Annotated in this window: 25 protein-coding genes; 14 read left to right on the forward strand and 11 right to left on the reverse strand. The window is 71.6% G+C overall.

The window, feature by feature from the left end; all coding sequences use genetic code 11:
• Positions 1-13: 13 nt before the first annotated feature.
• On the reverse strand, positions 14-1018 hold the full coding sequence (locus ACGFZA_RS09040) for a Gfo/Idh/MocA family oxidoreductase (protein WP_393678393.1): 1005 nt from the start codon (positions 1016-1018) through the stop codon (positions 14-16).
• A 280-nt stretch (positions 1019-1298) separates the two neighbouring features.
• Here ACGFZA_RS09040 and ACGFZA_RS09045 point away from each other — a divergent pair, with 280 nt between their 5' ends.
• The 7 genes from ACGFZA_RS09045 to ACGFZA_RS09075 all read left to right on the forward strand — a co-directional run bounded on the left by ACGFZA_RS09045 (position 1299) and on the right by ACGFZA_RS09075 (position 7865).
• Positions 1299-2057, forward strand: a complete 759-nt coding sequence (locus tag ACGFZA_RS09045) for a GntR family transcriptional regulator (protein WP_393678395.1) — start codon at positions 1299-1301, stop codon at positions 2055-2057.
• Positions 2058-2316: 259 nt separating this feature from the next.
• Entirely contained in the window at positions 2317-3300 is a 984-nt protein-coding gene (locus tag ACGFZA_RS09050; RefSeq protein ID WP_385272992.1) for a substrate-binding domain-containing protein, read from the forward strand.
• Positions 3297-4346 (forward strand): ABC transporter permease, encoded by a 1050-nt coding sequence (locus tag ACGFZA_RS09055; protein ID WP_385272989.1) that lies wholly within the window; start codon positions 3297-3299, stop codon positions 4344-4346. Before ACGFZA_RS09050 ends, ACGFZA_RS09055 begins: the two co-directional genes overlap by 4 nt.
• Complete coding sequence (locus tag ACGFZA_RS09060; protein ID WP_385272986.1) at positions 4343-5206, forward strand: ATP-binding cassette domain-containing protein; 864 nt, start codon at positions 4343-4345, stop codon at positions 5204-5206. The genes ACGFZA_RS09055 and ACGFZA_RS09060 overlap by 4 nt, the downstream gene beginning before the upstream one ends.
• A gap of 175 nt (positions 5207-5381) precedes the next feature.
• Positions 5382-6545: an ROK family glucokinase gene (locus tag ACGFZA_RS09065; protein WP_123463723.1), complete on the forward strand. Its 1164-nt coding sequence runs from the start codon at positions 5382-5384 to the stop codon at positions 6543-6545.
• Between the two features lie 14 nt (positions 6546-6559).
• Entirely contained in the window at positions 6560-7150 is a 591-nt protein-coding gene (locus ACGFZA_RS09070) for a hypothetical protein (RefSeq protein WP_385272982.1), read from the forward strand.
• A gap of 181 nt (positions 7151-7331) precedes the next feature.
• Positions 7332-7865 carry a GNAT family N-acetyltransferase gene (locus ACGFZA_RS09075; protein WP_385272979.1) on the forward strand — a complete coding sequence of 178 codons (534 nt, stop codon included), beginning with the start codon at positions 7332-7334 and terminating at the stop codon, positions 7863-7865.
• A gap of 78 nt (positions 7866-7943) precedes the next feature.
• Here the strand turns inward: ACGFZA_RS09075 and ACGFZA_RS09080 are convergent, their stop codons facing one another.
• Together ACGFZA_RS09080 and ACGFZA_RS09085 are read right to left on the reverse strand one after the other, a co-directional pair.
• Positions 7944-8510, reverse strand: a complete 567-nt coding sequence (locus ACGFZA_RS09080) for an NIPSNAP family protein (protein ID WP_393678401.1) — start codon at positions 8508-8510, stop codon at positions 7944-7946.
• The gene (locus ACGFZA_RS09085) at positions 8507-8974 is read right to left on the reverse strand and encodes a hypothetical protein (protein ID WP_393678403.1); all 468 of its coding nucleotides are present in this window, start codon (positions 8972-8974) and stop codon (positions 8507-8509) included. Before ACGFZA_RS09085 ends, ACGFZA_RS09080 begins: the two co-directional genes overlap by 4 nt.
• Positions 8975-9030: 56 nt before the next feature.
• On the opposite strand from ACGFZA_RS09085, the gene ACGFZA_RS09090 reads away from it, so the two are divergent.
• Complete coding sequence (locus ACGFZA_RS09090; RefSeq protein WP_385272971.1) at positions 9031-9957, forward strand: helix-turn-helix transcriptional regulator; 927 nt, start codon at positions 9031-9033, stop codon at positions 9955-9957.
• Positions 9958-10092: 135 nt separating this feature from the next.
• Here ACGFZA_RS09090 and ACGFZA_RS09095 read toward each other — a convergent pair whose 3' ends face one another.
• Positions 10093-10539, reverse strand: a complete 447-nt coding sequence (locus ACGFZA_RS09095; protein ID WP_385272968.1) for a TIGR03618 family F420-dependent PPOX class oxidoreductase — start codon at positions 10537-10539, stop codon at positions 10093-10095.
• Between the two features lie 277 nt (positions 10540-10816).
• Between ACGFZA_RS09095 and ACGFZA_RS09100 the strand changes: the two genes are divergently transcribed.
• Positions 10817-11443 carry a class I SAM-dependent methyltransferase gene (locus ACGFZA_RS09100; RefSeq protein ID WP_393678406.1) on the forward strand — a complete coding sequence of 209 codons (627 nt, stop codon included), beginning with the start codon at positions 10817-10819 and terminating at the stop codon, positions 11441-11443.
• A 97-nt stretch (positions 11444-11540) separates the two neighbouring features.
• Here ACGFZA_RS09100 and ACGFZA_RS09105 read toward each other — a convergent pair whose 3' ends face one another.
• Positions 11541-12035, reverse strand: a complete 495-nt coding sequence (locus ACGFZA_RS09105; RefSeq protein ID WP_385272962.1) for an SHOCT domain-containing protein — start codon at positions 12033-12035, stop codon at positions 11541-11543.
• Between the two features lie 442 nt (positions 12036-12477).
• Here ACGFZA_RS09105 and ACGFZA_RS09110 point away from each other — a divergent pair, with 442 nt between their 5' ends.
• On the forward strand, positions 12478-13311 hold the full coding sequence (locus ACGFZA_RS09110; protein ID WP_385272959.1) for a PIG-L family deacetylase: 834 nt from the start codon (positions 12478-12480) through the stop codon (positions 13309-13311).
• A 301-nt stretch (positions 13312-13612) separates the two neighbouring features.
• Here ACGFZA_RS09110 and cpt read toward each other — a convergent pair whose 3' ends face one another.
• On the reverse strand, positions 13613-14143 hold the full coding sequence (cpt, locus tag ACGFZA_RS09115) for a chloramphenicol phosphotransferase CPT (protein WP_393678886.1): 531 nt from the start codon (positions 14141-14143) through the stop codon (positions 13613-13615).
• A gap of 176 nt (positions 14144-14319) precedes the next feature.
• On the opposite strand from cpt, the gene ACGFZA_RS09120 reads away from it, so the two are divergent.
• Positions 14320-15147: a MarR family transcriptional regulator gene (locus ACGFZA_RS09120; RefSeq protein WP_393678410.1), complete on the forward strand. Its 828-nt coding sequence runs from the start codon at positions 14320-14322 to the stop codon at positions 15145-15147.
• Positions 15148-15271: 124 nt separating this feature from the next.
• Here the strand turns inward: ACGFZA_RS09120 and ACGFZA_RS09125 are convergent, their stop codons facing one another.
• The 3 genes from ACGFZA_RS09125 to ACGFZA_RS09135 form a co-directional block, all read right to left on the reverse strand.
• Complete coding sequence (locus tag ACGFZA_RS09125; protein WP_393678412.1) at positions 15272-16090, reverse strand: SAM-dependent methyltransferase; 819 nt, start codon at positions 16088-16090, stop codon at positions 15272-15274.
• An 82-nt stretch (positions 16091-16172) separates the two neighbouring features.
• Positions 16173-16424, reverse strand: coding sequence for a DUF397 domain-containing protein (locus tag ACGFZA_RS09130; protein ID WP_385272950.1), 252 nt, complete (start codon positions 16422-16424; stop codon positions 16173-16175).
• The gene (locus ACGFZA_RS09135) at positions 16421-17287 is read right to left on the reverse strand and encodes a helix-turn-helix domain-containing protein (RefSeq protein WP_385272947.1); all 867 of its coding nucleotides are present in this window, start codon (positions 17285-17287) and stop codon (positions 16421-16423) included. The genes ACGFZA_RS09130 and ACGFZA_RS09135 overlap by 4 nt, the downstream gene beginning before the upstream one ends.
• Positions 17288-17605: 318 nt before the next feature.
• On the opposite strand from ACGFZA_RS09135, the gene ACGFZA_RS09140 reads away from it, so the two are divergent.
• Positions 17606-18064, forward strand: coding sequence for an ATP-binding protein (locus tag ACGFZA_RS09140; RefSeq protein ID WP_385272945.1), 459 nt, complete (start codon positions 17606-17608; stop codon positions 18062-18064).
• A 266-nt stretch (positions 18065-18330) separates the two neighbouring features.
• Positions 18331-18711, forward strand: coding sequence for a hypothetical protein (locus ACGFZA_RS09145; RefSeq protein WP_393678416.1), 381 nt, complete (start codon positions 18331-18333; stop codon positions 18709-18711).
• A 228-nt stretch (positions 18712-18939) separates the two neighbouring features.
• Here the strand turns inward: ACGFZA_RS09145 and ACGFZA_RS09150 are convergent, their stop codons facing one another.
• Positions 18940-20166, reverse strand: coding sequence for a metallophosphoesterase (locus tag ACGFZA_RS09150; RefSeq protein WP_393678418.1), 1227 nt, complete (start codon positions 20164-20166; stop codon positions 18940-18942).
• A 936-nt stretch (positions 20167-21102) separates the two neighbouring features.
• On the opposite strand from ACGFZA_RS09150, the gene ACGFZA_RS09155 reads away from it, so the two are divergent.
• Entirely contained in the window at positions 21103-25200 is a 4098-nt protein-coding gene (locus tag ACGFZA_RS09155) for a S8 family serine peptidase (RefSeq protein WP_393678420.1), read from the forward strand.
• A gap of 24 nt (positions 25201-25224) precedes the next feature.
• Here ACGFZA_RS09155 and ACGFZA_RS09160 read toward each other — a convergent pair whose 3' ends face one another.
• A complete protein-coding gene (locus ACGFZA_RS09160) occupies positions 25225-26055 on the reverse strand; it encodes a helix-turn-helix transcriptional regulator (RefSeq protein ID WP_393678422.1) in 831 nt (276 codons plus the stop codon).
• Positions 26056-26130: the final 75 nt, after the last annotated feature.

The raw sequence follows: 26130 nt of genomic DNA on the forward strand, positions 1-26130 counted from the left end.
CGGCGCGCCCGGGTCAGGCGGACGGGATCTCCGTCAGCTCCACCGGGCGCCGCTCGCGGCGCGAGACCTCGCAGGCCTCCGCGACCCGCAGCGCGTGCAGCGCCTCCCGGCCGTCGCACGGATTGGCCGCCTCGCCGCGCACCAGCCGCACGAAGGCGTCCAGTTCGGCCTCGTACGCGGGGCCGAAGCGTTCGAGGAACCCCGGCCAGGGCTTCGCCGGGGCGCCGGGGCCGTCCGGTTCGGCGGAGGTGAGCGGGGTGCGGTCGTCGAGGCCGACCGCGAACTGGTCGCGCTCGCCCGCGAGCTCCATCCGCACGTCGTACCCGGCGCCGTTGCAGCGGGTCGCCGTCGCGGTGACCAGCGTGCCGTCGTCGAGCGTCAGCAGCGCCGCCGCCGTGTCCATGTCGCCGGCCGCCCGGAACATCCCGGGACCCGCGTCCGACCCGGCGGCGTACACCCGCGCCACCTCACGGCCCGTCACCCAGCGCACCATGTCGAAGTCATGGATCAGACAGTCCCGGAACAGCCCGCCGGAGAGCGGAAGATACGCGGCCGGCGGCGGCGCGGGATCGGAGGTCACCGTGCGTACGGTGTGCAGCCGGCCGAGCGCTCCCTTGCGCACAGCGGCGCGTGCCGCCGCGTACCCGGCGTCGAAACGGCGCATGAAGCCGAGCTGGAGCACGCTGTGCGCACGCTCCGTCTCGCGCAGCGCCCCGAGGGTGCCCGCCAGGTCCAGGGCGACGGGCTTCTCGCAGAAGGCCGGCAGCCCGGCGCGGGCGGCCCGGCCGATCAGCTCGGCGTGGGCGGAGGTGGCGGAGGTGATCACCACGGCGTCCACTCCGGCGCCGAACAGCTCCGCCGCCGTGGCCACGGCGTGCGCCCCGGTCCGGCCGGCGACGGCGGCCGCGCGGGCCGGGTCGATGTCCGCCACCACCAGCGACCGCACTCCGGGGTGACGGGCGAGGACGCCCGCGTGGAAGGAACCGATCCGGCCGGTGCCGAGGAGTCCGATGCGCATGGTTACAACGTGCCGTCCGTCCGTAACGATGTCAACCGAATGTCCTGACAAAACGAGTTCCTCTCCGGAGCGCTGGTCCCAGGTCGGCCCCCCCCGCCCGCTCCCGGGGGTGAGCCTGTCCGCCCCCGAGTGGCCTCCTCCGGTGCCGGGGGTGACTCTCTCCGGCCCGGGCGGCCCTCGGCGGTCCCGCGCCGCCCCTCTCCGGTCCAGGGTTTCCGCTGTCCGGACAACAGGACGAACGGACTTCCGGAGATACGGACGTGCGCGTTAGGCTCCCGGCGTGCCGAAATCCACCGCCGACGCCTCCGTCCTCCCCCTCGACGTGGACCGCTCCAGCCCCGTCCCGCTCTACTACCAGCTCGCCCAGCAGCTGGAGGCGGCCATCGAGGACGGCCGGCTCGCCCCCGGTGGGCTCCTCGGCAACGAGATCGGCCTCGCCGCCCGGCTCGGGCTGTCCCGGCCCACCGTCCGCCAGGCCATCCAGTCCCTGGTGGACAAGGGCCTGCTGGTCCGCCGTCGCGGCGTCGGCACCCAGGTGCTGCACACCAGGGTCGGGCGCCCGCTCGAACTCAGCAGCCTCTACGACGATCTGGAGGCCGCCGGCCGGCACCCCTCGACCACCGTGCTGGCCAACGCCCCGCAGCCCGCGACGGCCGCGGTCGCCGCGGCGCTGGGCGTCACGGAGGGCACCGAGGTCCAGTACGTCGAGCGGCTGCGCCACGCGGACGGCGAGCCCCTCGCCCTCCTGCGCAACCACCTGCCCGCCGGACTCCTCGACCTCTCCGGCGACCGGCCCGCCGCCTCCGGCCTCTACCGGATGATGCGCGGCGCCGGCATCACCCTGCACAGCGCCCGCCAGACGGTCGGCGCCCGCCTCGCCACCGCCGAGGAAGCCGGCCGGCTCGGCGAGAGCGAGGGCGCCGCCCTGCTCACGATGGAGCGCACCACCTTCGACGCCACCGGGCGCGCGGTGGAATTCGGCTCCCACCTCTACCGCGCCTCGCGCTACGCCTTCGATTTCCAGCTCCTCGTACGGTGACACGGGGCCCCGGCTCTCGTACGGTGTCACAGGCTTCTCGGCTACTCGTACGGTGACGACGGCCGCACCCGGCCGCCCTGCCGCCGTACACGCCCCGGTCCGACACACGCGCCGCGCCCCTCCGGGCGACGGCGGCGCGGGCTCGGGGATACTTGCCCAGCCGGGCCGGGACCACAGGGCCCCGGCTCCACCAGCAGCACAGCGAGCAGCACAAGAAGGGCACGGCGTCGTGGCAAGGGTTCGGACAGGGGTACGTGCGATGGGCGCCGTGCTTGCGGCGGTGCTCGGTGCTTCCCTCATGGGATGCAGCAGCACCGGCGGCAAGCGGGCGGAGGAGCGTGCGGCGCAGGCCGCATCCGAGGGCCGGTCCGCGGTGAACACGCCCCGCTGGACCTTCGCCATGGTCACGCACTCGGGTGACGGCGACACCTTCTGGGACATCGTCCAGAAGGGCGCCGACATGGCGGCCAAGAAGGACAACATCAACTTCCTGTACTCGCACAACGACGAGGCGCAGCAGCAGGCCCAGCTGGTCCAGGCCGCCATCGACAAGAAGGTCGACGGGCTGATCGTCACGCTCGCCAAGCCCGACGCCATGAAGGCCGTCGTCGCCAAGGCCGTCAAGGCCGGCATCCCGGTGATCACGGTGAACTCGGGCTCCGCCGAGTCCAAGAGCTACGGCGCGCTCACCCACATCGGCCAGGACGAGTCCATCGCGGGCGAGGCCGTCGGCGACGAGCTGAACAAGCGCGGCCGCAAGAAGGCCCTGTGCATCCTGCACGAGCAGGGCAACGTCGGTCACGAGCAGCGCTGCGCCGGGGCGAAGAAGACCTTCGACGGCCAGATGCAGAACCTGTACGTCGAGGGCACCAACATGCCGGACGTCCAGGCCTCCATCGAGGCGAAGCTCCAGGCCGACAAGGACATCGACGCGGTCGTCACCCTCGGCGCGCCGTTCGCGGACGCCGCCGTCAAGGCGAAGCAGACCGCGGGCAGCAAGGCCGAGATCGACACCTTCGACCTGAACGCCAAGGTCGCGGCCGAGCTCCAGGCCAAGACCCTCGGCTTCGCCGTCGACCAGCAGCCCTACCTCCAGGGGTACGAGGCCGTCGACCTGCTCTGGCTCTACCGCTACAACCGCAACGTGCTCGGCGGCGGCCTGCCGGTCCTGACCGGCCCGCAGGTCATCACCTCCGACGACGCCGCGCAGCTGGCCGAGTACGCCGACCGGGGAACCCGATGACCGCGGGGCCCGGTACCTCCTCCGCCGCGGTGGACGAGCGGCTGGTACGCACCTCACCACTGCGCAAGCTGCTCGGCCGCCCCGAGCTCGGATCGGTCGTCGGCGCGCTGGCGGTCTTCCTCTTCTTCGCGATCGTCGCGGACAGCTTCCTGCGCGCCACCAGCTTCGGCACGGTGCTGTACGCGGCCTCCACCATCGGGATCATGGCGGCGCCGGTGGCCCTGCTGATGATCGGCGGAGAGTTCGACCTCTCCGCGGGCGTGATGGTCACCAGCTCCGCGCTGATCTCGTCGATGTTCAGCTACCAGATGACGGCCAACGTCTGGGTCGGCGTCTTCGTGTCCCTGCTGGTCACGCTCGCCATCGGCGCGTTCAACGGCTTCATGCTGACGCGCACCAAACTTCCGAGCTTCATCATCACGCTCGGTACGTTCCTGATGCTGACGGGTCTCAACCTGGGATTCACCAAGCTGATCAGCGGGACCGTCTCGACGAAGACGATCGGGAACATGGAGGGCTTCGAGTCGGCCCGCAAGCTCTTCGCCTCGTACTGGACGGTCGGCGGCGTCGAGCTGAAGGTGACCATCCTGTGGTGGGCCGTCCTCGTCGCCGTCGCCACCTGGATCCTGCTGCGGACCCGCTTCGGCAACTGGATCTTCGCCGTCGGCGGCGGGGCCGACGCCGCCCGCGCGGTCGGCGTCCCGGTGATCCGGACCAAGATCGGGCTCTACCTCGGGGTGGCCTTCGCCGCCTGGGTCTCCGGACAGCACCTGCTGTTCAGCTACGACGTGGTGCAGTCCGGCGAGGGCGTCGGCAACGAGCTGATCTACATCATCGCGGCCGTCATCGGCGGCTGCCTGATCACCGGCGGCTACGGCTCCGCGATCGGCTCGGCGGTCGGTGCCTTCATCTTCGGCATGACCAGCAAGGGCATCGTGTATGCGGAGTGGAACCCGGACTGGTTCAAGTTCTTCCTCGGAGCCATGCTGCTCCTGGCCACCCTGCTCAACGCATGGGTACGCAAGCGCGCGGAGGCGACCAAATGACGGCCCCCCAGGCATCGAGCGGGCCGGCGGACACCGACCGGCGGGCGCTGGTCGAGCTCGACCACGTCAGCAAGTACTACGGCAACATCAAGGCGCTCCAGGACGTCTCACTGGAGGTACACGCGGGGGAGATCTCCTGCGTCCTCGGTGACAACGGCGCCGGCAAGTCCACCCTGATCAAGATCATCGCGGGGCTGCACCGGCACGACGCCGGCAGTTTCCTGATCGACGGCGAGGAGACCACGCTCGCCAACCCGCGCGACGCCCTGAACCGGGGCATCGCCACGGTCTACCAGGACCTCGCCGTCGTGCCCCTGATGCCGGTCTGGCGCAACTTCTTCCTCGGCTCCGAGCCGACGACCGGCGCCGGCCCCTTCAAGCGCCTCGACGTCCGGCTGATGCGGGAGACGACACGCTCCGCGCTGCTGCGGATGGGCATCGACCTGCGCGACGTCGACCAGCCCATCGGCACCCTGTCCGGCGGCGAGCGCCAGTGTGTGGCCATCGCGCGGGCCGTCCACTTCGGTGCCAAGGTCCTCGTCCTGGACGAGCCGACCGCGGCGCTGGGCGTCAAGCAGTCCGGGGTGGTGCTCAAGTACGTCGCCGCCGCCCGGGACGCGGGACTCGGCGTGGTCCTCATCACGCACAACCCGCACCACGCCTACCTCGTCGGTGACCGCTTCGTCCTGCTCAAGCGGGGCGCCATGGCGGGCAGCCACACGAAGGACGGCGTCACGCTGGACGAGCTGACCCGCCAGATGGCGGGCGGCAGCGAGCTGGAGGAGCTCAGCCACGAGCTGGAGCGGGCCGCCCCCGGCCCGTCGGCCGGCCGACGGGACGAGGACGACACCTCCGCGTGAGGCGGTCCACGGCTGGTACAGCCCGCCCGGCGGGCCCGGTCTCCGGGCCCGCCGGGCGGGCTGCGGCAGACGGGTCGCGGCACGGACCCCGGCCGTCAGTGGCAGAATCGAGTCCGGCGGGCACCGTCCGCCGCCGGAAGCACGACGATCCGGCCCCCCAGACCCCGCAGGGACGATGAGCACGTACCGCGACTTCACGCACCGCGGCTCCGCCCGCGCCACCGTCCTGCGGACCGTCGGCACCAGGGAGCGGCGCTCGCACCTCACCGCGCCACGGGTCCCCACGGTCGGGATCGACATCGGCGGGACCAAGGTGATGGCCGGCGTCGTCGACGCCGACGGCAACATCCTGGAGACCCTGCGCACCGAGACGCCCGACAAGTCCAAGAGCCCCAAGGTCGTCGAGGACACCATCGTCGAGCTGGTACTGGACCTCTCGGACCGCCACGACGTGCACGCGGTGGGCATCGGTGCGGCCGGCTGGGTCGACGCCGACCGCTCGAAGGTCCTGTTCGCCCCGCACCTGGCCTGGCGCGACGAACCCCTGCGCGACGCCATCGCCTCCCGGCTCGTGGTCCCGGTCATGGTGGACAACGATGCCAACACCGCGGCCTGGGCCGAATGGCGCTTCGGCGCCGGACGCGGCGAGGACCACCTCGTCATGATCACGCTCGGCACCGGCATCGGCGGCGCGATCCTGGAGGACGGTCAGGTCAAGCGCGGCAAGTACGGCGTCGCCGGTGAGTTCGGCCACATGCAGGTGGTGCCCGGCGGCCACCGCTGCCCCTGCGGCAACCGCGGCTGCTGGGAGCAGTACAGCTCAGGCAACGCACTCGTCCGCGAGGCCAGGGAACTGGCTGCCGCGGACTCCCCGGTGGCCCACGGACTCATCGAGCGGGTCAAGGGCAATATCCCCGACATCACCGGACCGCTCATCACCGAACTCGCCCGCGAGGGCGATGCGATGTGCATCGAGCTCCTCCAGGACATCGGTCAGTGGCTCGGCGTCGGCATCGCCAATCTGGCGGCCGCGCTCGACCCCTCCTGCTTCGTCATCGGCGGCGGTGTCAGCGCCGCCGACGACCTGCTGATCGGACCGGCCAGGGACGCCTTCAAACGGCACCTCACCGGCCGCGGCTACCGCCCCGAGGCCCGGATCGCGAAGGCGCAGCTCGGCCCCGAGGCAGGTATGGTCGGCGCGGCCGACCTCGCCAGGCTGGTGGCCCGCCGCTTCCGGCGTACCAACCGCCGACGCGTGGAGCGGTACGAGCGGTACGCCCAGATCTACGACCAGGCCGCCAGCACCATCCGTAACACGCGCAACACCCGCACTTCCTAGGGATCCCCACACCCATGACCGCAGCCGAGCACCCCGTCGTGCCGCGCCAGTCCCCGCCGCCCGGCGAGGGACCGGCGCCCGAGGAGCGGCGCCGGACCATCCGCCGGCGCCTGATCACGGCGACCATCATCGTGCTGCTCATCGGCATCCCGGCCGGCTATCTGCTGATCTCCGCAGGACAGAGCCGGCGCTCCGGCCAGGACAAGGCCGCCGAGGCGGCGGCGCAGGGACTCCGCGAGGGCTGGCCGTCGCGCATGCTCCGCCGGATCTTCGAGGTACCGATCCCCGGGGACGCCAAGGAAGTCCAGTACTACGAGACCAACAACTGGAAGGCCAGCCGGATGTACGTGCAGTTCCGCACGACGTCCAATGGCCTCGACCGGTTCCTGACCCAGGTGGGCACGGGGCGCGCCGCACTGGAGGCCGGTCGGGTCACCGTCGGTGAGCGCGACACCAAGATCGCGGGCTGGTACTTCGGCGACGGTGTCGCGTGGGCGGGCACCACCCACACCAACAAGGACCCGCGGCCCACCCAGGACATCACTGTCGACATGACCGACCCGGTGTCGCCGGTCGTGTACGTCGTCTCCGCCGCGACGCCCTGACCGAACCGCCGTCGAAGGCGGCGGCGAGGAGGCCGGGCGCGTCCCGGACCGGGCGGCGTACGCTTGAGCCGGTCATCGAGCTCAACGCCCGCAGACTTCCTCGGGACTCCCGCGCGACCGGCCGGCGTCCCCGACCGATGCCCGGGCTGACGTCCCCGGCCGACGAGACGGCAGCACACCTGTGAGCTCCACGCTGATTCGCCTGATCGAACCCTCCGACGGCCCCGCCCTGGCCGCACTGCTCTCCCGGGACAGGCAGGCCTACGCGCGCTGGCTGCCCGCGAGACCTGCGGACTTCTTCACGCCCGAGGGGCAGGCCCCGGTCATCGCATCCCTTCTGGCGGCCCATGCCGACGGGCTCGCCTGGCCCGGCGTCGTGATCTCCGACGAGACCGTCATCGGCCAGGTCGGCATCAGCTCGATCCTGCGCGGCCCCTTCCAGAAGGGATTCCTCGGCTACTGGGTCTCCTCCCTCCACCAGGGACTCGGGCACACGAGCCGTGCCGTCGGCCTCGCGCTGCGGATCGCCGAGGATGAGCTGAACCTCCACCGGCTGGAGGCACACACCCAGCTGGAGAACCTCGCGTCCCAGGCGATCCTGCGCAAACACGGGTTCAGGTCCTGGGGCATCGCGCACGACCACTTCTACGCCGACGGAGCATGGCGCGATGAAGTGTTCTGGGAGAGGACGCTGGCCGGCAGGCCTGCCTCCTGACGGCCGCGCACCGTCCACTCGGTCACCGGTCTGCGGCCGACCCGCGTTCTTCACGGTTCGACGCGGTCGGATCCCCGGTCACGGAGTGAAGCCCGCGGGGCCCGCCACCGGTTCGAGCCGAATCCGCCGGGCCTCCCCGGGTGGTGGCTCCGCCTGGCCGAACCAGACCCGGACGTCCTCTCCGGTGCGGACCGGCAGAAGGGGATAGTCGTTCGCGACGTGCTCGGTGCGGTGCAGCGCATGGGCCGGGCGCAGGTGCCGGGTCGCGTACGCGCCGAAGGAGGCCGTACCGGACGGATGGCAGACCGTCGCGGCCACCTCACGCGTGCCCGGCGCCGCCGCGAACCCCGGGCCGCGCAGCAGCAGGACGTCGTCGCTGTCGATCATGGTGGCGTTGGCCGCGGCACGGTGTTTCCGCCAGACGGGGCCACCGTAGAAGGCCTCCAGCGAGCGTCGGCGGTGACGCATGTCGGGGAACGCGCGCAGCCAGACGAAACGGTCCGGGTCATCGAGGTCGCGGAACCGGCCCCCGACGCTGATACCGGCCGACTGCTGGCCGCTCACGAACTCGCGCTCGAACAGCTCGATCAGCGTCTCCCGGGCTCCGGGGTGCAGGGTGTACTGCCGGAGTTCGACGATGCTCATGCTCCGGAGCCTCCGGTGCGCGTGAGCTCCATGGTCCAGTTGAGCTCCCAGGTGCGGCCGTCGTCCGCGGAGAACTCCTGCTCCCAGCGTGCCGCGTCCGGGCCGAGACGATGCCAGGTGAAGTGCACCCGGACCGGACGGCCGTCGTAGGTGTCGTCGCCGAAGAAGTCACCGCGGTCGCCGGTGAACGCGCCGACGACGGGCGGATCCAGCCGTCCCGTCCGGCTGTCGGACCAGTGGATCGCCCAGCGCCCCGTCGCACGGTCGAACAGGCGCAGTGTCACTCCTTGGCGGCCGAGCGTGGGGAACGTGATCTCGTCGATGTTGCCGGCACCCTCGAACAGCGGCCGGACCACCGCGTGACCGGGGAACTCCGTCCAGGTGGCGGGGCCCGGTCCGAGCGGTGCGGTGAGGCGCCGGTTGGCCACGTCCCAGGAGCCGTGCAGGAAGTCGAAGTCGTTCATGCGCCCCAAGCTAGGGGCACTCCACTGACATCCACTGTCAGTGGATACTGAGCAGCATGCGCGCGAGCCGACTGGTCACTCTGCTTCTGCTGCTCCAGAACCGGGGCCGGATGACGGCCCGGCAACTGGCGGAAGAGCTGGAGGTCTCGGTGCGCACCGTCTACCGGGACGCCGAGGCGCTCGCCGCCGCGGGCATCCCGTTGTACGGCGACGCCGGGCACGCGGGCGGCTACCGCCTGGTCGACGGCTACCGCACCAGACTCACCGGGCTGACCGCGGACGAGGCGCAGGCCGCGTTCCTCGCCGCACTCCCCGGTGCCGCAGCCGACCTCGGTCTCGGCGAGGCGCTGGCCACCGCCCAGCTCAAGCTGCGGGCCGCGCTTCCGGCCGAACTGCGCGAGCACGCCGGGCGGATCCAGGAACGCTTCCTGCTCGACGCCCCGGGCTGGTACGGCGACGCCGACCGTACGCCGCACCTGGCCGCGGCCGCCGCCGCCGTGTGGACGCGGCGGGCGGTGTCGCTGAGGTACCGGCGGTGGCGGGCGCCGGAGGAGATCGAGCGGCGTGTGGAGCCGTACGGGCTCGTACTGAAGGCCGGCCGCTGGTACCTGGTCGCGGGCGGAGCGGCCGGGACCCGCACCTACCGGGTCGACCAGATCCTCGCCCTGCGGTCACTGGAGGAGTTCGTCATGCCGGAGAGCTTCGACCTCGCCGCGTACTGGGCCGGCTATCTGGCCGACTTCCGGGACCGCCTGCACACCGGAGAGGCGCTGGTGCGGCTGACCCCGGAAGGCGCCCGCCGTCTCGGTGTGGCGCCCGCGGACGGCGGATCCACGCAAGCCCGGGTGCCCATCGAGTCGATCGACCACGCCCACGGGGAGTTCCTCCGGCTGGGCGCCGACGTCGAGGTGGTGGCCCCGGCCGAACTGCGGGACCGTATCGCCGCGACCGTACGCACCCTCGCGACCCGCTACGGGAGTTGACCTGGCCGGGCCAGGAGGCCACGGCCGCCGTGCCGAAGGCCCGCCCCCCCGGCCTCGCCCCACCCGGGAACCGTACGGCCGTCGCGCCGGCGCCCGGTCCGCCCGCCAGGCCGTCGCCGGAGCGCGCGCAGCCGGTCAGGGAGAAGGTGTGGGTCCGCCGGGCCGGAACCGCTCCACCCCGCGGATGTGCCGTACCTTGACCGGGCGCACGATCACGGCGACCCGTTCCTCCTCCGGCATGATCCACTCGAACCGTTCGCTGCCCAGATACTTCCGGGCCAGACGGTCCATCCGCTCATGTGCCTCCGCGCCCTCGATGAAACGGGTCACCTCGCCACTGATCTGCACGCGGTCGAAGGGATCGACGGCGTCCGCGTGCGAGAGGTAGACGCGGGGGTCGCGGCGCAGGTTCTCCTCCTTCACCCGGCCCACCGAGGTGTTGAACGACAGGTGGTCTTCACCCTCCAGATCCACCCACATCGGGCTGACCTGCGGCGCTCCGTCGGCGAACACCGTGCCGACGTACCAGATGTGGGCGGCCCGCAGTCGCGCGCGGACGGCTTCGTCGAAAGTCGCAGTCATCGTTCGAGGCTACCAACCATGATCGACAAAGCGGCGGCGGCCGCGGAGGGGCCGCATCCGTACCCGGCAGCGCGACGGATACACGAGGTCACCGGTCGCCCGGCGGTCCCATGGCATCGCCTGTTCCGGAGCAGGAGACGAGGCCGCCCGGCGAGCACCACCGCCCCGCGCTGCGTATCTTCGGAGCGGACTGCGCGGTGTGCACCCACGAGGGCGCCACCCGCGACCTCTTCGTTTCGCCCCTCAGGGGCGAGGCCGACCGGAAGGCATGCGGAACATGACTGGGCAACGCGACCGCTGGGCGGAACTGACCGGGGGAGAGGCGGGAGAGGAATACGCCGAGCGTTTCGCGCGGCTCGCCGAGTCGGGCCACGACATCCACGGCGAGGCCGCGTTCTGCGCCGCACTGCTGAAGCCCGCCGCCCGGGTGCTCGACGCCGGATGCGGCACCGGGCGGATCGCGATCCGGCTGGCCGAACTGGGCCACGCCTGCACCGGCGTGGACGTCGACTCCTCGATGCTCGCCGTCGCCCGCCGCGAGGCCCCCGCGCAGGAGTGGGTCCTCGGCGACCTGACCCGCCTGGACGCTCTCGGCCTGGATCCGGGCTACGACCTGGTGCTCGCCGCCGGGAACGTCATCCCGCTGCTGGCCTCCGGCACGGAACCGGCCGTCGTCCGGCAACTGGCCGCCCTCCTGCGCCCCGGCGGCCTGCTGATCACGGGCATGGGCCTGGACGCGGCACATCTGCCGCTGCCGGAACCGCCGGTGACCCTCGCAGAGTTCGACCACTGGTGTGACCAGGCCGGACTGACCCTGCGACAGCGCTACGCCACGTGGAGCCGCGATCCCTACGAAGAGGGCTGCGGCTACGCCGTCAGCGTGCACGCCCGCCCCGCCATGTGAGGCGGCGTCCCCTCCCTGACGGCCGGTCCGGCCGCGTGGCGCGCCCGGCCGGTGCCCTGGTTCGGGTGGCGCGCCCACGTTCCTGTGCCGGTCCCGGTCAGAGCCGTCGGAGGAAGTCGGCCTTCTTCGCCTCGAACTCGTCGGTGGAGATGACGCCCGCGTCACGGAGTTCGCCGAGCTGCCGCAGGAGATCCATGATCTCCTGCGGGCTCTGGGCGGGCACGGTCGGAGCAGGTGCGGCAGCGGCGGGTGCGGGTGCCGGGGCAGGCGCTCCCCAGGCCGGAGCGGCGGATGCGGGTGCGGGTGCTCCCCATGCGGGGGTGGGGGCGGGCGGGTAGGGGGCTGCCTGCCCGGGGACGACCGGGGTGCCCCGGTGACCGGGGTCCCGCGTGAGCGCGCCGTTGTCCTTGCGGTCATGGAGGGACATGGCGTGCCCGCAGCCTCGGCAGTTACGCGTGAAGGCCATGCCTGCTTCGCTGAGACCCATGGTCGCGATGCCCGCGGTCCAGCGGCCCGCCTTGCGCGCACCTTCGCCGATGGCACTGTTGGTGCACCGTTTGCAGTCCGGGCAGCCGGTCTGTACACGCGCCATGATCAATCCTTATTCGAGCTCGATGACTGCCGGGCGTGTTCTCCTCGTCCGTCGACTCAAAATCGTACAAGTGTGGAGAGAGTGTGTGCGACGGGTGGGCGGGCGCGTGATCGCGACCGGGCGCGGCACGCGGGAGCCGAGGGCGTGTGCCGTTCTGGCGGAGTCCAGGGGGACGCTGCCGGACGGGACAGGACGCGTGGGCGGCTCCGCCACCGTCGTGCGCGTGGTCGATGCACCCGCCGCGCCCGGATGACCAATTGTCCGCGCCGGGAACAGCCGGTCCGTCCGTCACCGTTGCACCGACCGGGGGACCGGTGCCGCGCGGGCGGGGAACACGGAGACCACACGGTCGTCCGGCCCCCCAGGATCAGGCCCCAGGACCGCTGTGAGCCCGCCGCGCACCCGAATCAAGACGTATTTCTTTCCGCAGGAGGACCCACCCATGACTGACCGGCCGTTGACGCTGATGGCAGTACACGCCCACCCCGACGACGAGGCCACCGGAACGGGAGGGGTCCTCGCGCGGTACGCGGCGGAAGGAATCCGCACCGTTCTTGTGACGTGTACCGACGGCGGTTGCGGTGACGGGCCGGGGGGAGTCAAGCCGGGCGATCCCGGGCACGACCCGGCGGCCGTCGCCATGATGCGGCGTCAAGAACTCCAGGAGAGCTGCGATGTCCTGAAGATCAGCGATCTGGAGATGCTGGACTACGCCGACTCCGGGATGATGGGCTGGCCGAGCAACGACGCCCCCGGATCCTTCTGGCGGACCCCCGTCGAGGAAGGCGCTGCCCGACTCGCGGAACTCATGCGGCACTACCGGCCCGATGTGGTCGTCACGTACGACGAGAACGGCTTCTACGGTCACCCCGACCACATCCAGGCCAACCGCATCACCACGGCCGCGCTGGAGATGACCGGGCTGACGCCGAAGGTGTACTGGACGACGATGCCCCGCTCGATGATGCAGAGGTTCGGGGAGACCATGCACGAGTTCCAGGAGGACATGCCGGAGCCGGATCCCGCCGAGGCCGCCGCGATGGCCGAGATCGGCCTCCCCGACGACGAGATCACCACGTGGGTGGAGACCACCGCGTTCAGCGGCCAGAAGTTCGATGCGCTGGCCGCGCACGCCAGTCAGGGCGAGAACATCTTCTTCCTCAAGATGGGCAAGGAGCGGTTCGGGGAGCTGATGGGCATGGAGACCTTCGTACGCGTCAAGGACACCACCGGCGCAGCCGTACCCGAGACGGATCTCTTCGCCGGACTGCGCTGATCCACTCGTCCGGCCGAGGCCGGTAAGGACCCGGGCCGGGAACGACCGGGGCCGGGAACGACCAGGCACCAGGAGCGAGCGGGCGCCGCTGTGGTGCCCGCTTCCTTCGAGCCGCTGACGGCGCCACGGGGCCCGTGCCGCCGTCGAGTCGGGAGATCAGGCAGCGCTTCTCCACGTCACCCGCGGCGAACCCGGCGACGCCCTCGGCGAGGACCGGCCGGCGATCCGGCGTGCGGAGCCCCTGCCCGGGAACCACCGGCAGGGGCTCGTCGGCGTTCCGACACGCTTCGACGGGTGCGGTTCATGTGACGTGTGCGGCGATCGTTCGCGCGCACTCCATCGACTCGGTGTGCGCGGTGTCCACCTCCAGGTCGTAGTCCACGCCCTGGTGAACCACGTCCGCCTGAGACGCGGCCATCCCGGTCGTCCGATCCCCTCGTGCGACCTCGCGGCCCGCGGCAACCGCACCGTCGCACCGGACGCCGACCCACAACACCCGCAGGGTGCCCAGCGCCTTCCGCCATCGCTGCTGTGAGTCCGCTCCGCCCAGGAAGACCTCGTCGACGACGACCCGTGCGCCGGCACGGGCCATCGCCGCGACGCCTTCGATCCACGCCGCTTCGAGCGTGCGGAACTCCTGCCCGACGATCACCTCGCCGTCCGGTGCGAACCCGATCCCGCCGTCCGACGACTGCATGGACACCGGCATCGCCTCCACCAGCGTGTCCGTCCCCAGGGCCAGCCAGGGATCGGGCAGGACTGCCTGCAGACACCGGACGATCCCGGACTTCCCGGAGCTGGAACCACCGTTGAGGACGATCACCTGAGTCATCACGGCGTCACAGTAGAGGCACCGGGGCAACGCTCGGAACGGATTTCCGCAGACCCCGAAGTCCCTGCCGCAACCCGGTGCATGTTCCCCGTCGAAGTACGTGGGGCTGATCCGAACGCGAGACCCTGGCGGCTCGTACACCCGCATGAGGCGTGGCCGCAGGCATGATGGAGGCCATGACGCACATCGCCCGCCGCATGTTCGAGCTCCTGGAGCCGATCTGCCTGGTCACCTTCCTCGCCGGCGAGAGCAACGAGGAGCTGGCCGCCCTCGGCCACCGCACCTACTGGGACGGGTACTTCGCGAGCCGCGCCGCGCCGTTGGGGCGGGTGCCGGCTCAGGTCGTGCACGCGGCCTTCTACAGCTTCGCCGACGGAGAGGCCGCGCGGCACATCCCGAGCGCGTGGGAGACGATCCCGCCCGAGGCGTCCGTCGCCGCGCGGGAGCGCGGCAGTGCGGCCTCCGTACGACGGATTCTCGGGGACGGGCCGGCCGGCTCGCCGGGCCTGGTGCGCGCCGCCTACCTGACCGCCAAAGCCGCGACGAACGCGCCCACGGAGGGCCGGGTGATGTACGCCGGGATGCGCGGCCTTCCGGTGCCGGGCGAACCGGTCGCCCGGTTGTGGCATTGCGCGACCATGCTGCGGGAACACCGAGGCGACGGACACGTCGCCGCCCTCGTCGGCGCGCGCGTCGGCGGCACGGAGGCCCACGTGCTCGACGCGCTGGCGCAGGGCATCCACCCGCCGGAGTCGTTCGGGCGCATCCATCATCTGCCGAAGGAGCGGCTGGCCGCGGTCATGGACGGCTTGCGCGAGCGCGGGCTCGTCGACACCGACGGCCGGTTCACCGAGGCCGGCCGCGCGACCAAGCAACGCATCGAGGACCTGACCGACGAGCTCGCCGCCGCGCCGTACGAAGCCCTGTCTCCTGCCGAGCTGGACGAGCTGGTCGCTCTGCTCGAACCCATTTCCGCGAAGCTCGTGGCCGCGGGGTCGCAGTGACGGGCGACGACCGGCGGGCGGAGGAACGCGCCGTCCGGTCCCGCAGGTTCCCGGCCCGGTGACCTGCCGGACAGGTCGGCCTCCCTCCCTCTCCCCGCCTCCGTGACCGACAGCCCTGCGCCCGCTAGCGCTTGATGCCCACGCCCGCCAGAAGGCTGATCTCGGCGTCGGCGATCTCCGGCTCGCCCGCGGCGGGTTCGGCGGCCCGCCAGCGGTGGCAGCAGCAGATGCCGGGGGCGATCAGGTCGAGTCCGTCGAAGAAACGGGCGACGTCGGCGTGCGAACGGAAGGTCACCGGAGTCCCGGAGTTGGTGTAGACCTCCGCGACCTGGTTCCAGGTGTCGGGGTCGAAGTCGGGCGTGCAGTGGTTCATGGCGAGGGCGCTGCCCGCCGGGAGCGGGTCGAGCAGCCGGCGGACGATGCTGTACGGGTCGTGCGGGTCGGTGATGAAGTGCATCAGCGCGTTGAGCGAGAGCGCGATGGGCCGGTCGAAGTCCAGGACCCCCGAGTCCTTGACGGCGCTCATCAGGGCGTCGGGGTCGGTGGCGTCGGCCTCGATGTAGGCCGTACGGCCCTGCGTCGTACTGCGCATGAGGCGTTCGGCGTACTTGAGGACGAGGGGGTCGTTGTCGGCGTACACGACGCGGGCCTCGGGCACCACGGACTGGGCGATCTGGTGCAGGTTGGGCTCGGTCGGGATGCCCGTGCCGATGTCGAGCCACTGGCGGATGCCGTGCTCCTGAGCCAGCACACGGGTGGCCCGCTGCATGAACGCCCGGTTCTCGCGGGCGGTCAGGTAGAGACCGGGGTGTGCCTCGGCCGCGACCAGGGCGGCTTCCTTGTCGACTTCGAAGTGGTCCTTGCCGCCGAGGAAGTAGTCGTACATCCGGGCCGAGTGCGGCCTGCTCGTGTCGAGATCCCGGCCGGCCTGGCTGGTGGTCATGTTCTCCCCTTCATCTGTGTGTCTGTCGGCCCGGAACGCGGATACGGGACCGGCGTCGCTGCCTCTTCCGCTCACCCCCGGGTCATCCGGCGGCCAGGTGGTCGGCCAGTCCCTCCTTGACGCCGCGGACGAACGCGGCGATCTCCTCCGGCGCGTAGATCAGCGCAGGACCGGCCGGATCGGTCGACTGCCGGATGGCCACACGGCCGTCGGTGAGCTGCTTCGTCTCGACGCACTGGCCGCCGTTCGGCCCGCTCCAGGGGCGTTCCCAGCCCTGCTCCCCGAGGTCGCGGGCCGGCATGCCGTTGTAGATGGTCCCGTCGGTGATCGTCATGAGTACTCCTTGCGCATGCGGTTCAAGAGCGCCCTGCTGTCCTCGGACGACGTCTGCAACGCCATACGGGTATGTGCTTCGAGGTGGGAGACGACGTCCGCGCGCTGATCGAGGTAGACGGCGGCGGACAGGAGCTCGCTGTAGACGATGTCCGGCAACTCGGGTTCCTCGAAGCGGAAATACGTGAACGGGGCACATGCTCCGATGTGCGCGCCTGCCGTGAAGGGCACGATGTCGAGGCTGACGTGCGCGAGCTCGGAGACCTCCAGGAGCCGCTCGACCTGCTCCCGCATGACCCGAGGGCCGCCGACCGTCCGGTGCAGAACGGCCTCCTCCATCACCACCCACAACGTCGGGGCGTTCTCCCGTTCCAGCAGGCTCTGGCGGCGCAGCCTCAGCTCCACACGGCGTGCGAGCTCCTCCTCGCTGCCGTTCGGCAGGCCGCCGCGCAGCACGGCGTGCGCGTATTCGCGGGTCTGCAGAAGCCCCGTGACGTACTGGGGCTCGTACGTGCGGAGGGTCTTGGCGCCGGTCTCCAGGCTGACGTAGGCGGTGAACCAGCTGGGGACGGCGTCGCGATAGGAGTGCCACCATCCGGGCTTGTTGGCCTGCTCGGCCAGGTCGACGAACTCGTCGATCTCCTGGCGGTCCGCGCCGAAGGTCTCCAGGAGCTTCTCGACGTAGAGAGGCTTCAGCGCCACCTCGGCCTTCTCCAGCCGACGGATCGTCAGGGACGTTACGCGCAGAGCCTTGGCCGCGTCCTCCAGCGAGGCGCCGGAGCCGATCCGCATCTCCTGCAGCCGACGGCCGAGGATCATGCGCAGGACTGTCGGCGCGCTGGTGCCGGAACGGGCTTCGCTCACGCCCAACCTCCTGATGGTCCTTCAACAGAACCATTCTGACACCGACTTGATGTTGAGGCCAGGGTGATACATGCGCTGCTGTAATTATCAGGGAGTCGGTTGCAGCGTGCGTCCGATCACGCGCATAGTGGTGGTGTGAGTGGTCAAGCCACCTTTCCTGCGCAGGATCAGGCCCCGGAGGGGGCGTGTGACGCCGATGGCGTCGACGGCACCCCGCCGCCGGACGCCTGTCTCGGCATGCGCCTCTCACCGCTCGCGTTGCAGCCCGCACCCCCACACCGCGCCCGTCCCTCCGGTAGGCGCTGGAAGGCGACATCCGTGACGTTGTCCACGCCCTCAGCACCGGCATCCCTCCCCGCCTTAGCCGGGACGGCGCCGCACCGGGAGTACTGGTTCGGCCTGCCTGCCCTGCGGACCAGCGCGAGATCCGCCCGCGACACCGTGCGCCACCGGCTCCGCGCCTGGGGGCTGCCCGGCGACACCTGCTGCGACGCGGTGCTGCTGGTATCCGAGTTGACCACCAACGCCGTGCTCCACACCGGCAGCGGTCAGGTCCTGTGCGGCCTCACGCTGACCGACGACGAGCGGCGCCTGCGCATCGAGCTCCACGACGAGGACAGCGCGCAGGTCCGCCCGCCCGGGCGTCATGTCGGTCCGGACGAGGAGAGCGGGCGAGGGCTGCTTCTCGTTCAGCAACTCGCGGACCGATGGGGCTGCGCACGCTCGACGCGCAGTGAAGGAAAGTTCGTCTGGGCCGAGTTGACGGCCCACTCCTGATGTCCCCGGCCTCCGGCGACACCGCGCATGGCGTCGAAAGCGCCACGCATGATACCGAATGCGTCACCGAGCGCCCCGCGCATGCTGCCGGACGCGACATCGCGCATGGCACCGAACGCCCCACGCATGACGTCGAACGCGCCACGCATGGCACGGGAAGCGACGCCGAGCACGCCGTCCTTCCCCGCGGTGACCGCACGGGGTCGCTGCATCCCCTTCGCGCGGCGAGGAACCCCTCTTCCTCGGTCCCTCAACAGAAGGCGCCCATGACCCCCCACGGTGAAACCGCTTCTCCCGTCGTGTTGTACGTATGCGCCGACCGAGCTCGCGGCGTGCCCGGGGAAGCCACACAGCGCGCGCAGACGGAAGGCCGGGCGTTCGCGAGGGAGCGCGGGCTGACGATCGCCGAGGTCGTCACCGACACCTTCGGTGAGCCCGACCCGGCCCGGCGCCGAGGGTGGCGGCGGGTGCGTCAGCTGGCGCAGACGGGCCATGTCACCGCGGTACTGGTGCGCTGGCCCAGCGCCATCGCCCCGGAGTCCGCGCGCGAACTCCGGCATCGCGAGGCCGCCTGGCTGCGCGATCGGGGGGTCCGCGTCCGGTACACCTGGGCGCCGCTGTCGGCAAGGGGCGTCGAGGCCCGGTGAACCGGCTCGGTGACGTCCGGAGGAGGACGCACCGACGTTGCCCGCGATCCGGCCGCTGGGCTCCGGAGGCGGGTTCCGGGACCGCAAACGCGGAGACCGCACCCGGTCAGTCGGGACTGGGGGCGGCCACCCCGGCGGCCGGCCGGCTCACGGCCGACCGCGTTCCGACCGGCCGATCACACGCGCACGAGGGTGCGCGCCTTCAGCTGCCTGCCGGACTCGGGCCCCTCACAGAGGCTGAGCGGAAGGCCGCTGCGGGGAGCGGAGCACCAGCAGGGTGATCTCGCTCGGGGCGAAGACGCGGAACGGCGGACCCCAGAATCCGGTGCCGCGGCTGGTGTAGAGGAGGGTGCCGTCGCCGTGGCGACTGAGGCCGGCGAGGGCGGGCTGGTCGAGCCGGACGAGGTGGTGGAAGGGCCAGATCTGGCCGCCGTGGGTGTGGCCCGAGAGCTGGAGGTCGACGCCGCCCGCTGCGGCCCGGTCGATGAACTTGGGCTGGTGGGCCAGGAGCAGGACAGGCAGGTCGGGGTCGGCGCCGTTCAGCGCTCCGGCGAGGTGGGCGCGGTGGCCGGCCAGACCGGAGGACTCGGCGGTGACGTCGTCCACGCCGGCGACCACGAGGGTGTCGCCGCCGCGTTCGAGCAGCAGGTGACGGTTGCGCAGCGGCTCCCAGCCCAGCTCGTCCATCAGGTCGACCCAGCCCTGGGCCTCGCTGTAGTACTCGTGGTTCCCGGTGACGTAGACCCGGGCCCGGGTGGCTGTCACGGTGCCGAGGGGAGCGGCCTGGGCGCGGCGGCGTTCGGCCGTGCCGTCCGCGATGTCGCCGGTGTGGCAGACCAGGTCGGCCTCCAGGGCGTTGACCTTCGCGCAGACCCGTTCCGACCAGCGGGCGCGGTCGAGCGGACCGTAGTGGGTGTCGGTGATGAGGACGACCCGGGTGCCGTCCAAGCCGCTTCCCAGCCGCGGTAGTTGCACGTCGAGCCGGCGCACCCGCGGTACCCGGCGCGCCTCGGCGTACCCCCATCCGAGCAGCACGGCGGCTACGCCGAGGACGGCCCAGGTGACGATCCGGGCCCGGCTCTGTCCGTCACCCACGCCGGCCACCGTCAGAGCGGCGCGCAGCAGGACGCCGAGCAGGACGGACCAGGTGAACAGCACCCACGCTGCCCCGAGGAGGGAGTCTCCGATGATCGCCGCCCAGTCCTGCTGCCGCCTGCCGTGACCGCGCATCATGGCGAGCGGCATGACGACCAGGCCGAGGACGGACAGGGCGGTGCCGCCCACTGCCACGGGGAGCGGCCAGTGCTGGCCGGCGTGCAGCAGCACCCAGCAGGGCACAGCCCACAGCAGGACGGGGGCGATCAACGGGATGTAGCGCATGAGGCGACGCATCCGACTCTGCTGGTCCGCCTGCGCCGCATCCTCCGCGGACCGTGCTTCGCTGGTATCGGCCACGCTTTCCCTCCTCAGCTAACCGGACTGCCGGCGCGCACACTACCCGGTCGTCCTGGTGACCTGCGTCGGAGCGTCGTCGGCCAGGGTGCGGGCGGGCACCCCGGCGGTGCCTGGGGCCGGCCAAGGGGTCCGGCCGGTGGGACCGGCCCGGGGCCCCGTCCCGGCACTCGAACGCCCCCAGGAGCGGGTCCAGGGAGGCAGGGACCGGCCGATGGCCTGCCGATCCGGGGCCGCCCGGCGCCACACCACGTCCCCGCACCCCGCGCGGGCTGCGCCGGCCGTGTACGTCCGAGGTGTCGTGCAGAGCCCGCCTCGGCACGTACCGCCTCGGCTGTCAGCTGCCGCCGCCGTCGTTGTCCTTCCGGCCGCCCGCCAACGCGGAAATGATCCACGCCGCCAGTGCGACGAGGAAGAACACGACAATGATCGTCGGGAGTGCTGATGCCATGGTTCGGTCCCCTTCGTGATGTGTCACCACTCATGTCCGAAGTGCGCTGCACCTGAGGCGAACCGGAGCTGTCGAGGGCATGCGCACGGCCTCCACACCGGGCCGGTGCCGACAGGTCCCGGCCCGGGCGAGCGGAGTCTGTGCGGCCGCGAGATCCCCCCGACAGTGGGGGCGTCACCACGCCCGGCACCGAACCCTCCCACCACGTCGGGCGGTCCGAGCCTGCCTCCCGCCGGGAAGACTGCCGCATGGCCGAGCAACTCCCTCTGGCGTACGGGCAGCCGGGGGCGTCGTCCGGTGCGGGCGATCCTTCGGTCTGTCTGTCGTTCTGTCTGTCGTTCTGTCTCCCGCTTCGAGATCCCCGGCCGCGATGGCGGTTTGACGACACGTCGTGAAGCCGCCACCGGCCGCTCTTCCGCGTCGCTCCGTCACGCGCTGATGATCGTGCGAACGTCCCCGGCGCTGTGCAGAGCGGAGCGAGACAGAAGATGACACGTGACCCGGAACAGAGACGCCTTTCCCTGGTGATGGCGGGAGCCGTCCTTGCCGCAGTGGCGGGCGTGGCGCCCGCGGCGGTCGCCGCACCGGCCCCGGACACCTCGCCGAGCGCCGCCAGCGTGCTCGCCTCCCTCGATTCCCAGGAGCGAGAGGCACTGCACCGGATGGCGACGCTGGACGTGGGCGGACTCCACGTCACGGACAAGGCGGCGCTGAACTCCGCCGACCCCGTCGACGTCATCGTGCAACTGCGGACGCCGCCGGCCCGGACCGCCCGCCTGCTCGCCGCCGCGGAGGGACGCAGCCTCAGCGAGACGGACGCGCGCGACGCGGTCACCGACGCACAGGGCGCCTTCCGCGACGTGCTGAAGGGCATGTTCACCGAGAAGGGTGCGACTTCGGGGAAGTCCGGCCGGCAGTCCCGGGCGCCCCGGCCACGGTTGCACCGCAGCTACACCCACAGCTTCGACGGCGTCAGCCTCAGCCTGCCCGGTGACCGGGTCGCGGAGCTGCTCGACCACGCGGAGGTCGCCTCGGTGTGGCCCGACAGCACGGTGAAGGCGCTCTCGGACCCGGAGGCGACGGGATCCGGCGGCCCGGAGGCAGCCGGCGCCGAGGACGGCGTGGCCCGCCTGCACGCCGAGGGCATCACCGGCAAGGGCGTCAAGGTGGGCATCATCGACACCGGCATCGACTACCGGCACCCCGACCTCAAGGGCGTGTACAAGGGCGGCTACGACTTCGTCGACGACGACGCCGACCCGATGGAGACCACGTACGAGGACTGGAAGGCCTCCGGCCAGGCCGAGACCAACGCCGGTTCCACGTACTACACCGAGCACGGCACCCACGTCGCCGGCATCATCGCCGGGCAGGGCGCCGACGCGAAGGCGCGCGCCGCGCACGGCGTCGCCCCCGACGCCTCCGTGCACGCCTACCGCGTTCTCGGTCCCTACGGCAGCGGCAGTACCAGCAACATCCTCGCCGCCATGGACAAGGCGGCCGACGACGGCATGGACGTCGTCAACATGTCGCTGGGCGCCGCCATCAACGACCCGCTCAGCCCGCAGTCCATAGCCGCCGACAACCTGGTCCTCGCGGGCGTCACCACAGTCATCGCAGCCGGCAACAGCGGCCCCAATGCGGGCACCGTCGCCACGCCGGCCGCCGCCGCCCTCCCGCTGACGGTCGGCGCCCACTCCGAACCGCTGACCCTGCCCGCGTACAAGCTGAGCGCCGGATCGGTGACGGCGGAGGGCCGCCTGCTCGCCCAGCCCTACGGCGACGCCCTGGACAAGCTGGCGGACGGCTCCCTCGGCGTCGTCGACGTCGGCACCGGCACGGCCGCCGGCTACACCGGCAAGGACGTCACGGGCAAGGCCGCCCTGGTCCGGCGCGGCGGCATTCCGCTGGACGAGAAGGTGCGGCGCGCGCAGGACAAGGGCGCCGCGGCCGTCCTCCTCGTCAACGACAACGCCGACGAGGGCCACATCCCGTTCTACATCGGTGAGAACCCGCGGTACGTCCCCACGTTCTCGGTGACCGCCGCCGACGGCGCCGCACTGACGGCATCCGGCGCCGAGGTCTCGTTCAGCCCGGCCGGAACCTTCCGGCTCGGCGACGGCGCGCTGGCCGACTTCAGCTCGCGCGGCCCCGTCTACGGCACCTCCGCCATCAAGCCCGAGGTCACCGCACCCGGCGTCAGCGTCCTGTCGTCCGTACCCGCCGACATCGTCGACCCGGAAGGCGGTGACTACACCTACGCCTACGCCCGCCTCAGCGGCACCTCCATGGCGGCCCCGTACGTCGCCGGCACCGCGGCGCTCATGCTCCAGCACGACCGCGGCCTGAGCCCCGACGACATCAAGACGGCGCTGATGAACACGGCGACGGCCCTGCCCGGCGACGTCAGCGTGTTCGAAGCCGGCGCAGGCGCGGTCGACCCGTACGCGGCGGTGCACGCCACCGCCGCCGTTCAGGTCCCGGAGACCACCCCTCACATCACGGTCGACGGCACGAAGACCGAGGTGGACGCCGTCACCGGCGCGCTGGACCTCGGCGTGCTGCCGGTGGGCCGCGCCACGAGCCTCAAGCGCACCCTGCGTGTGGTCAACGACAGCGGCAGGCCCGTCACGTACGACGTGCGCACGGCCTTCAGCCGCGGCTCCGGCAGTTCGGCGGACGCCGACGCCGCGCACATCACCCTGACCACCAGCGACCGGATCACGGTCGGGGCCCGCGGCAGGAAGTCCGTCGCCACCGCCCTGCGCGTGCCCGCAGGTGCCGCGGCCGGCTACTACGAGGGCACGGTCACGCTGACCCCGCGGAGTGGCGGGATGCCCGCGCTGCACGTCCCGTTCGGGCTGCGGGTCGCCAAGTCCGGGTTCGAGGAGGTCGACATGACCAAGTCCGTCATGTCGACCGGACGGGGCTCCGAGGATGGAGCCGTCGGGTCCGGGGCGGCCACCTTCAACCTGCGGATGGCCGGACAGCTGCGCAGCATCGACATCTTCCTCACCGACGCCGACGGCAAGGACCTCGGCTACGTCGGCGGCATCAACACCGTCGGTCTCACCGAGGGCGTCCTCTACGGCCCCGCGACGGTCGGTCCCTGGTACTTCCCGTCGACCGGTGACAAGGCCACCCCGTTCGACCCGCGCGGCCGCTTCATCGACGACGGCCACTACAAGCTGCGCATCGTCGGCACGGACGCCGCCGGCGGCACCGACAGCGAGCTGCGCGACGTGTACGTGGACTCCGAACTGCCCGCGTACGAGGATGCCTACGGAGCCTGGGACCCGGCCCACCCCACCGTCGTCGAACAGCCTGCCGACGCCACGTCGTTCAACGTGACCGGCACCCTGCTGGACGCGCAGGCCGACGCCATCCATGCCGCGGGCCTCGACATCGGCCAGAGCGACAACCGCCTGTACTACTCGCTCTACAGCCCGAACGCACCCGAGGGCAGCTTGCCGGTGGCGTCCGACGGGGCCGTGGACGGGCAGGTCAAGACCCCCGTCGGCCCGCCCGTCACGCGTCTCAAGCTGTGGCCCACGGACGCGGCAGGCAACATCAGCGGCATCCGCCAGATCAACATCATGAGGAAGGGCACGCCCTACGTGGTCGGCGACGCGAGCGCGTCCTCGGCGCGGGCCGGGGACCGTGTCACGTACACGCTGACCGCACACGAGCTGAAGAACTGGAAGACGTTCACCTCGCAGATCCGCTACGACGACCGGAACGTCAAGCTCGTCTCCATCGAACCGACCGCAGAACTGAAGGCCCACGGCCCCTCCACGATCCGGCGCACCGACGTGTCGGCCGGATCGTCGTCGTACAGCACGCTCTCCTTCGATGTCGCCGACAGTGCGGGCCTCAGCGGCGATTCGATGCCTTTGGTGAAGGTCACGTACGAGGTGACCGGTGGCACGGTGACGGCGAACGCGGGCCTGAGTACGGGCAGCACCTCGGCCGTCGACACGGCGGGCACCAAGACGAACCTGAACATCCTGTTCTACGGTGCGGTGCGGATGCTCAACCCGACCTCGACCTTCGTCGCCCGCCCGGCCGTCCAGGCCCTGCTGACCCGGGAAGGCGCGTTCGACAACGTCCGCGACCACACCGCCGACGGCATCGAGGCGACCCTCACCGCACCCGACGGCACCGTCCGTGAGGTGGCCCTGGACAAGACCGGCCGGATCTCCGTCAGCGGGCTGACCCCGTCCGACAAGCCGTACCGGTTCCGGGTGGCGGTACCCGGCCACTTCACGTGGACCGAGGACATCGACCTCGGCCTGGACGGCACCTGGGGTGTGGCAGGCAACACCGCCAGTTCGGCGGCCGCCCTCGTCGCAGGTGACGTGAACGGCGACGACGTCGTCGACGTCCGGGACGCGGCCGCCGTGTACGCGGCGCGCGGGACGGCCGACCGCGCCGCCGACATCGACCACGACGGCACCGTCGGAGCCAGGGACCTCGCCTGGGTGAAGGACAACTACCTGGCGCAGAACAGCAGGTCCGACCGGTACACCGACCCGGTCAAGCGCCTGCGCGGCAAGTCGCTGGAGGACTACCTGGACCTGATGTAGACGGACGGCCGTCGCAACGGGGGCTCACACCCAGTTGTTGCGCATCGCGTACCAGCCCAGCTGGACGCGTGAGGCCACGGCGGCCAGATCCATCAGCGCCCGGACCCGGCGCTGCACCGTACGCGGCGACGTGCCCAGCTGATGGGCCGTCGCCGCGTCCGTGAGTCCGGACAGCATCAGCTGCAGAATGCGGCGGTCGGTGGGACTCAGGTCGCCGTCCTCGCGCAGATACGGGCGCGAGCGGCGCCACACCGACTCGAACAGCTCGATCGCCAGCACGACGAGCGGCGGCCGCAGCTCCAGCGACCGCCCCGGCTCCACCTGGACCATGGCCGTCTCACCGTCCGCGATGAGCAGTTTGATCAACGGCTGGTCGACGACCCGGACTTGGTGGCCCCGTTCCACCCGCAGGTCCAGCGCGCGCAGCGCGGCCGGCTCGGAGAGGAAGTCGCGGTCCACGACGATGCGGTACGACGCGTCCGGATTGCCGTCCTTGCGCATCGGCGGTCCACTTCCGTCTGTCCGCCGACCGTCCGGTCCGTCCGGTCCGTCCGGCAGGGTCGTCGGTACGGGCGCCACCGTGTTCGCCCCCGACTGGAAGCCCCACAACGTGGTGCGGGCGGCGTACTCGATGTCGTAGACGCGCCGTGCCTGTTCCTCCCGGCTCTCCAGGACCCGGACGATATGGTCGTCGCTCCCGCCGGCGCCGGATCCCCACTGTCCGAGCAGCCGGGCCAGCGCGGCGTCCGCGCCCCGCAGATGGTCCTGCAACTCGGTGAGCGACGCGCGCAGGGCAGGACCGGACGACGCGGAGTCGGCGGGCCGCTGGGAGGGTGTTCCTGGGACGGGCGACATGCGCCCATTCTCGCCGCTCCCGTACACAACCGGCCAGGGACCCCCGTCGTGGCACGTCAGCGGCGTACGGGTCCG

This window comes from Streptomyces sp. NPDC048211, assembly GCF_043202315.1.
Lineage (GTDB): Bacteria > Actinomycetota > Actinomycetes > Streptomycetales > Streptomycetaceae > Streptomyces.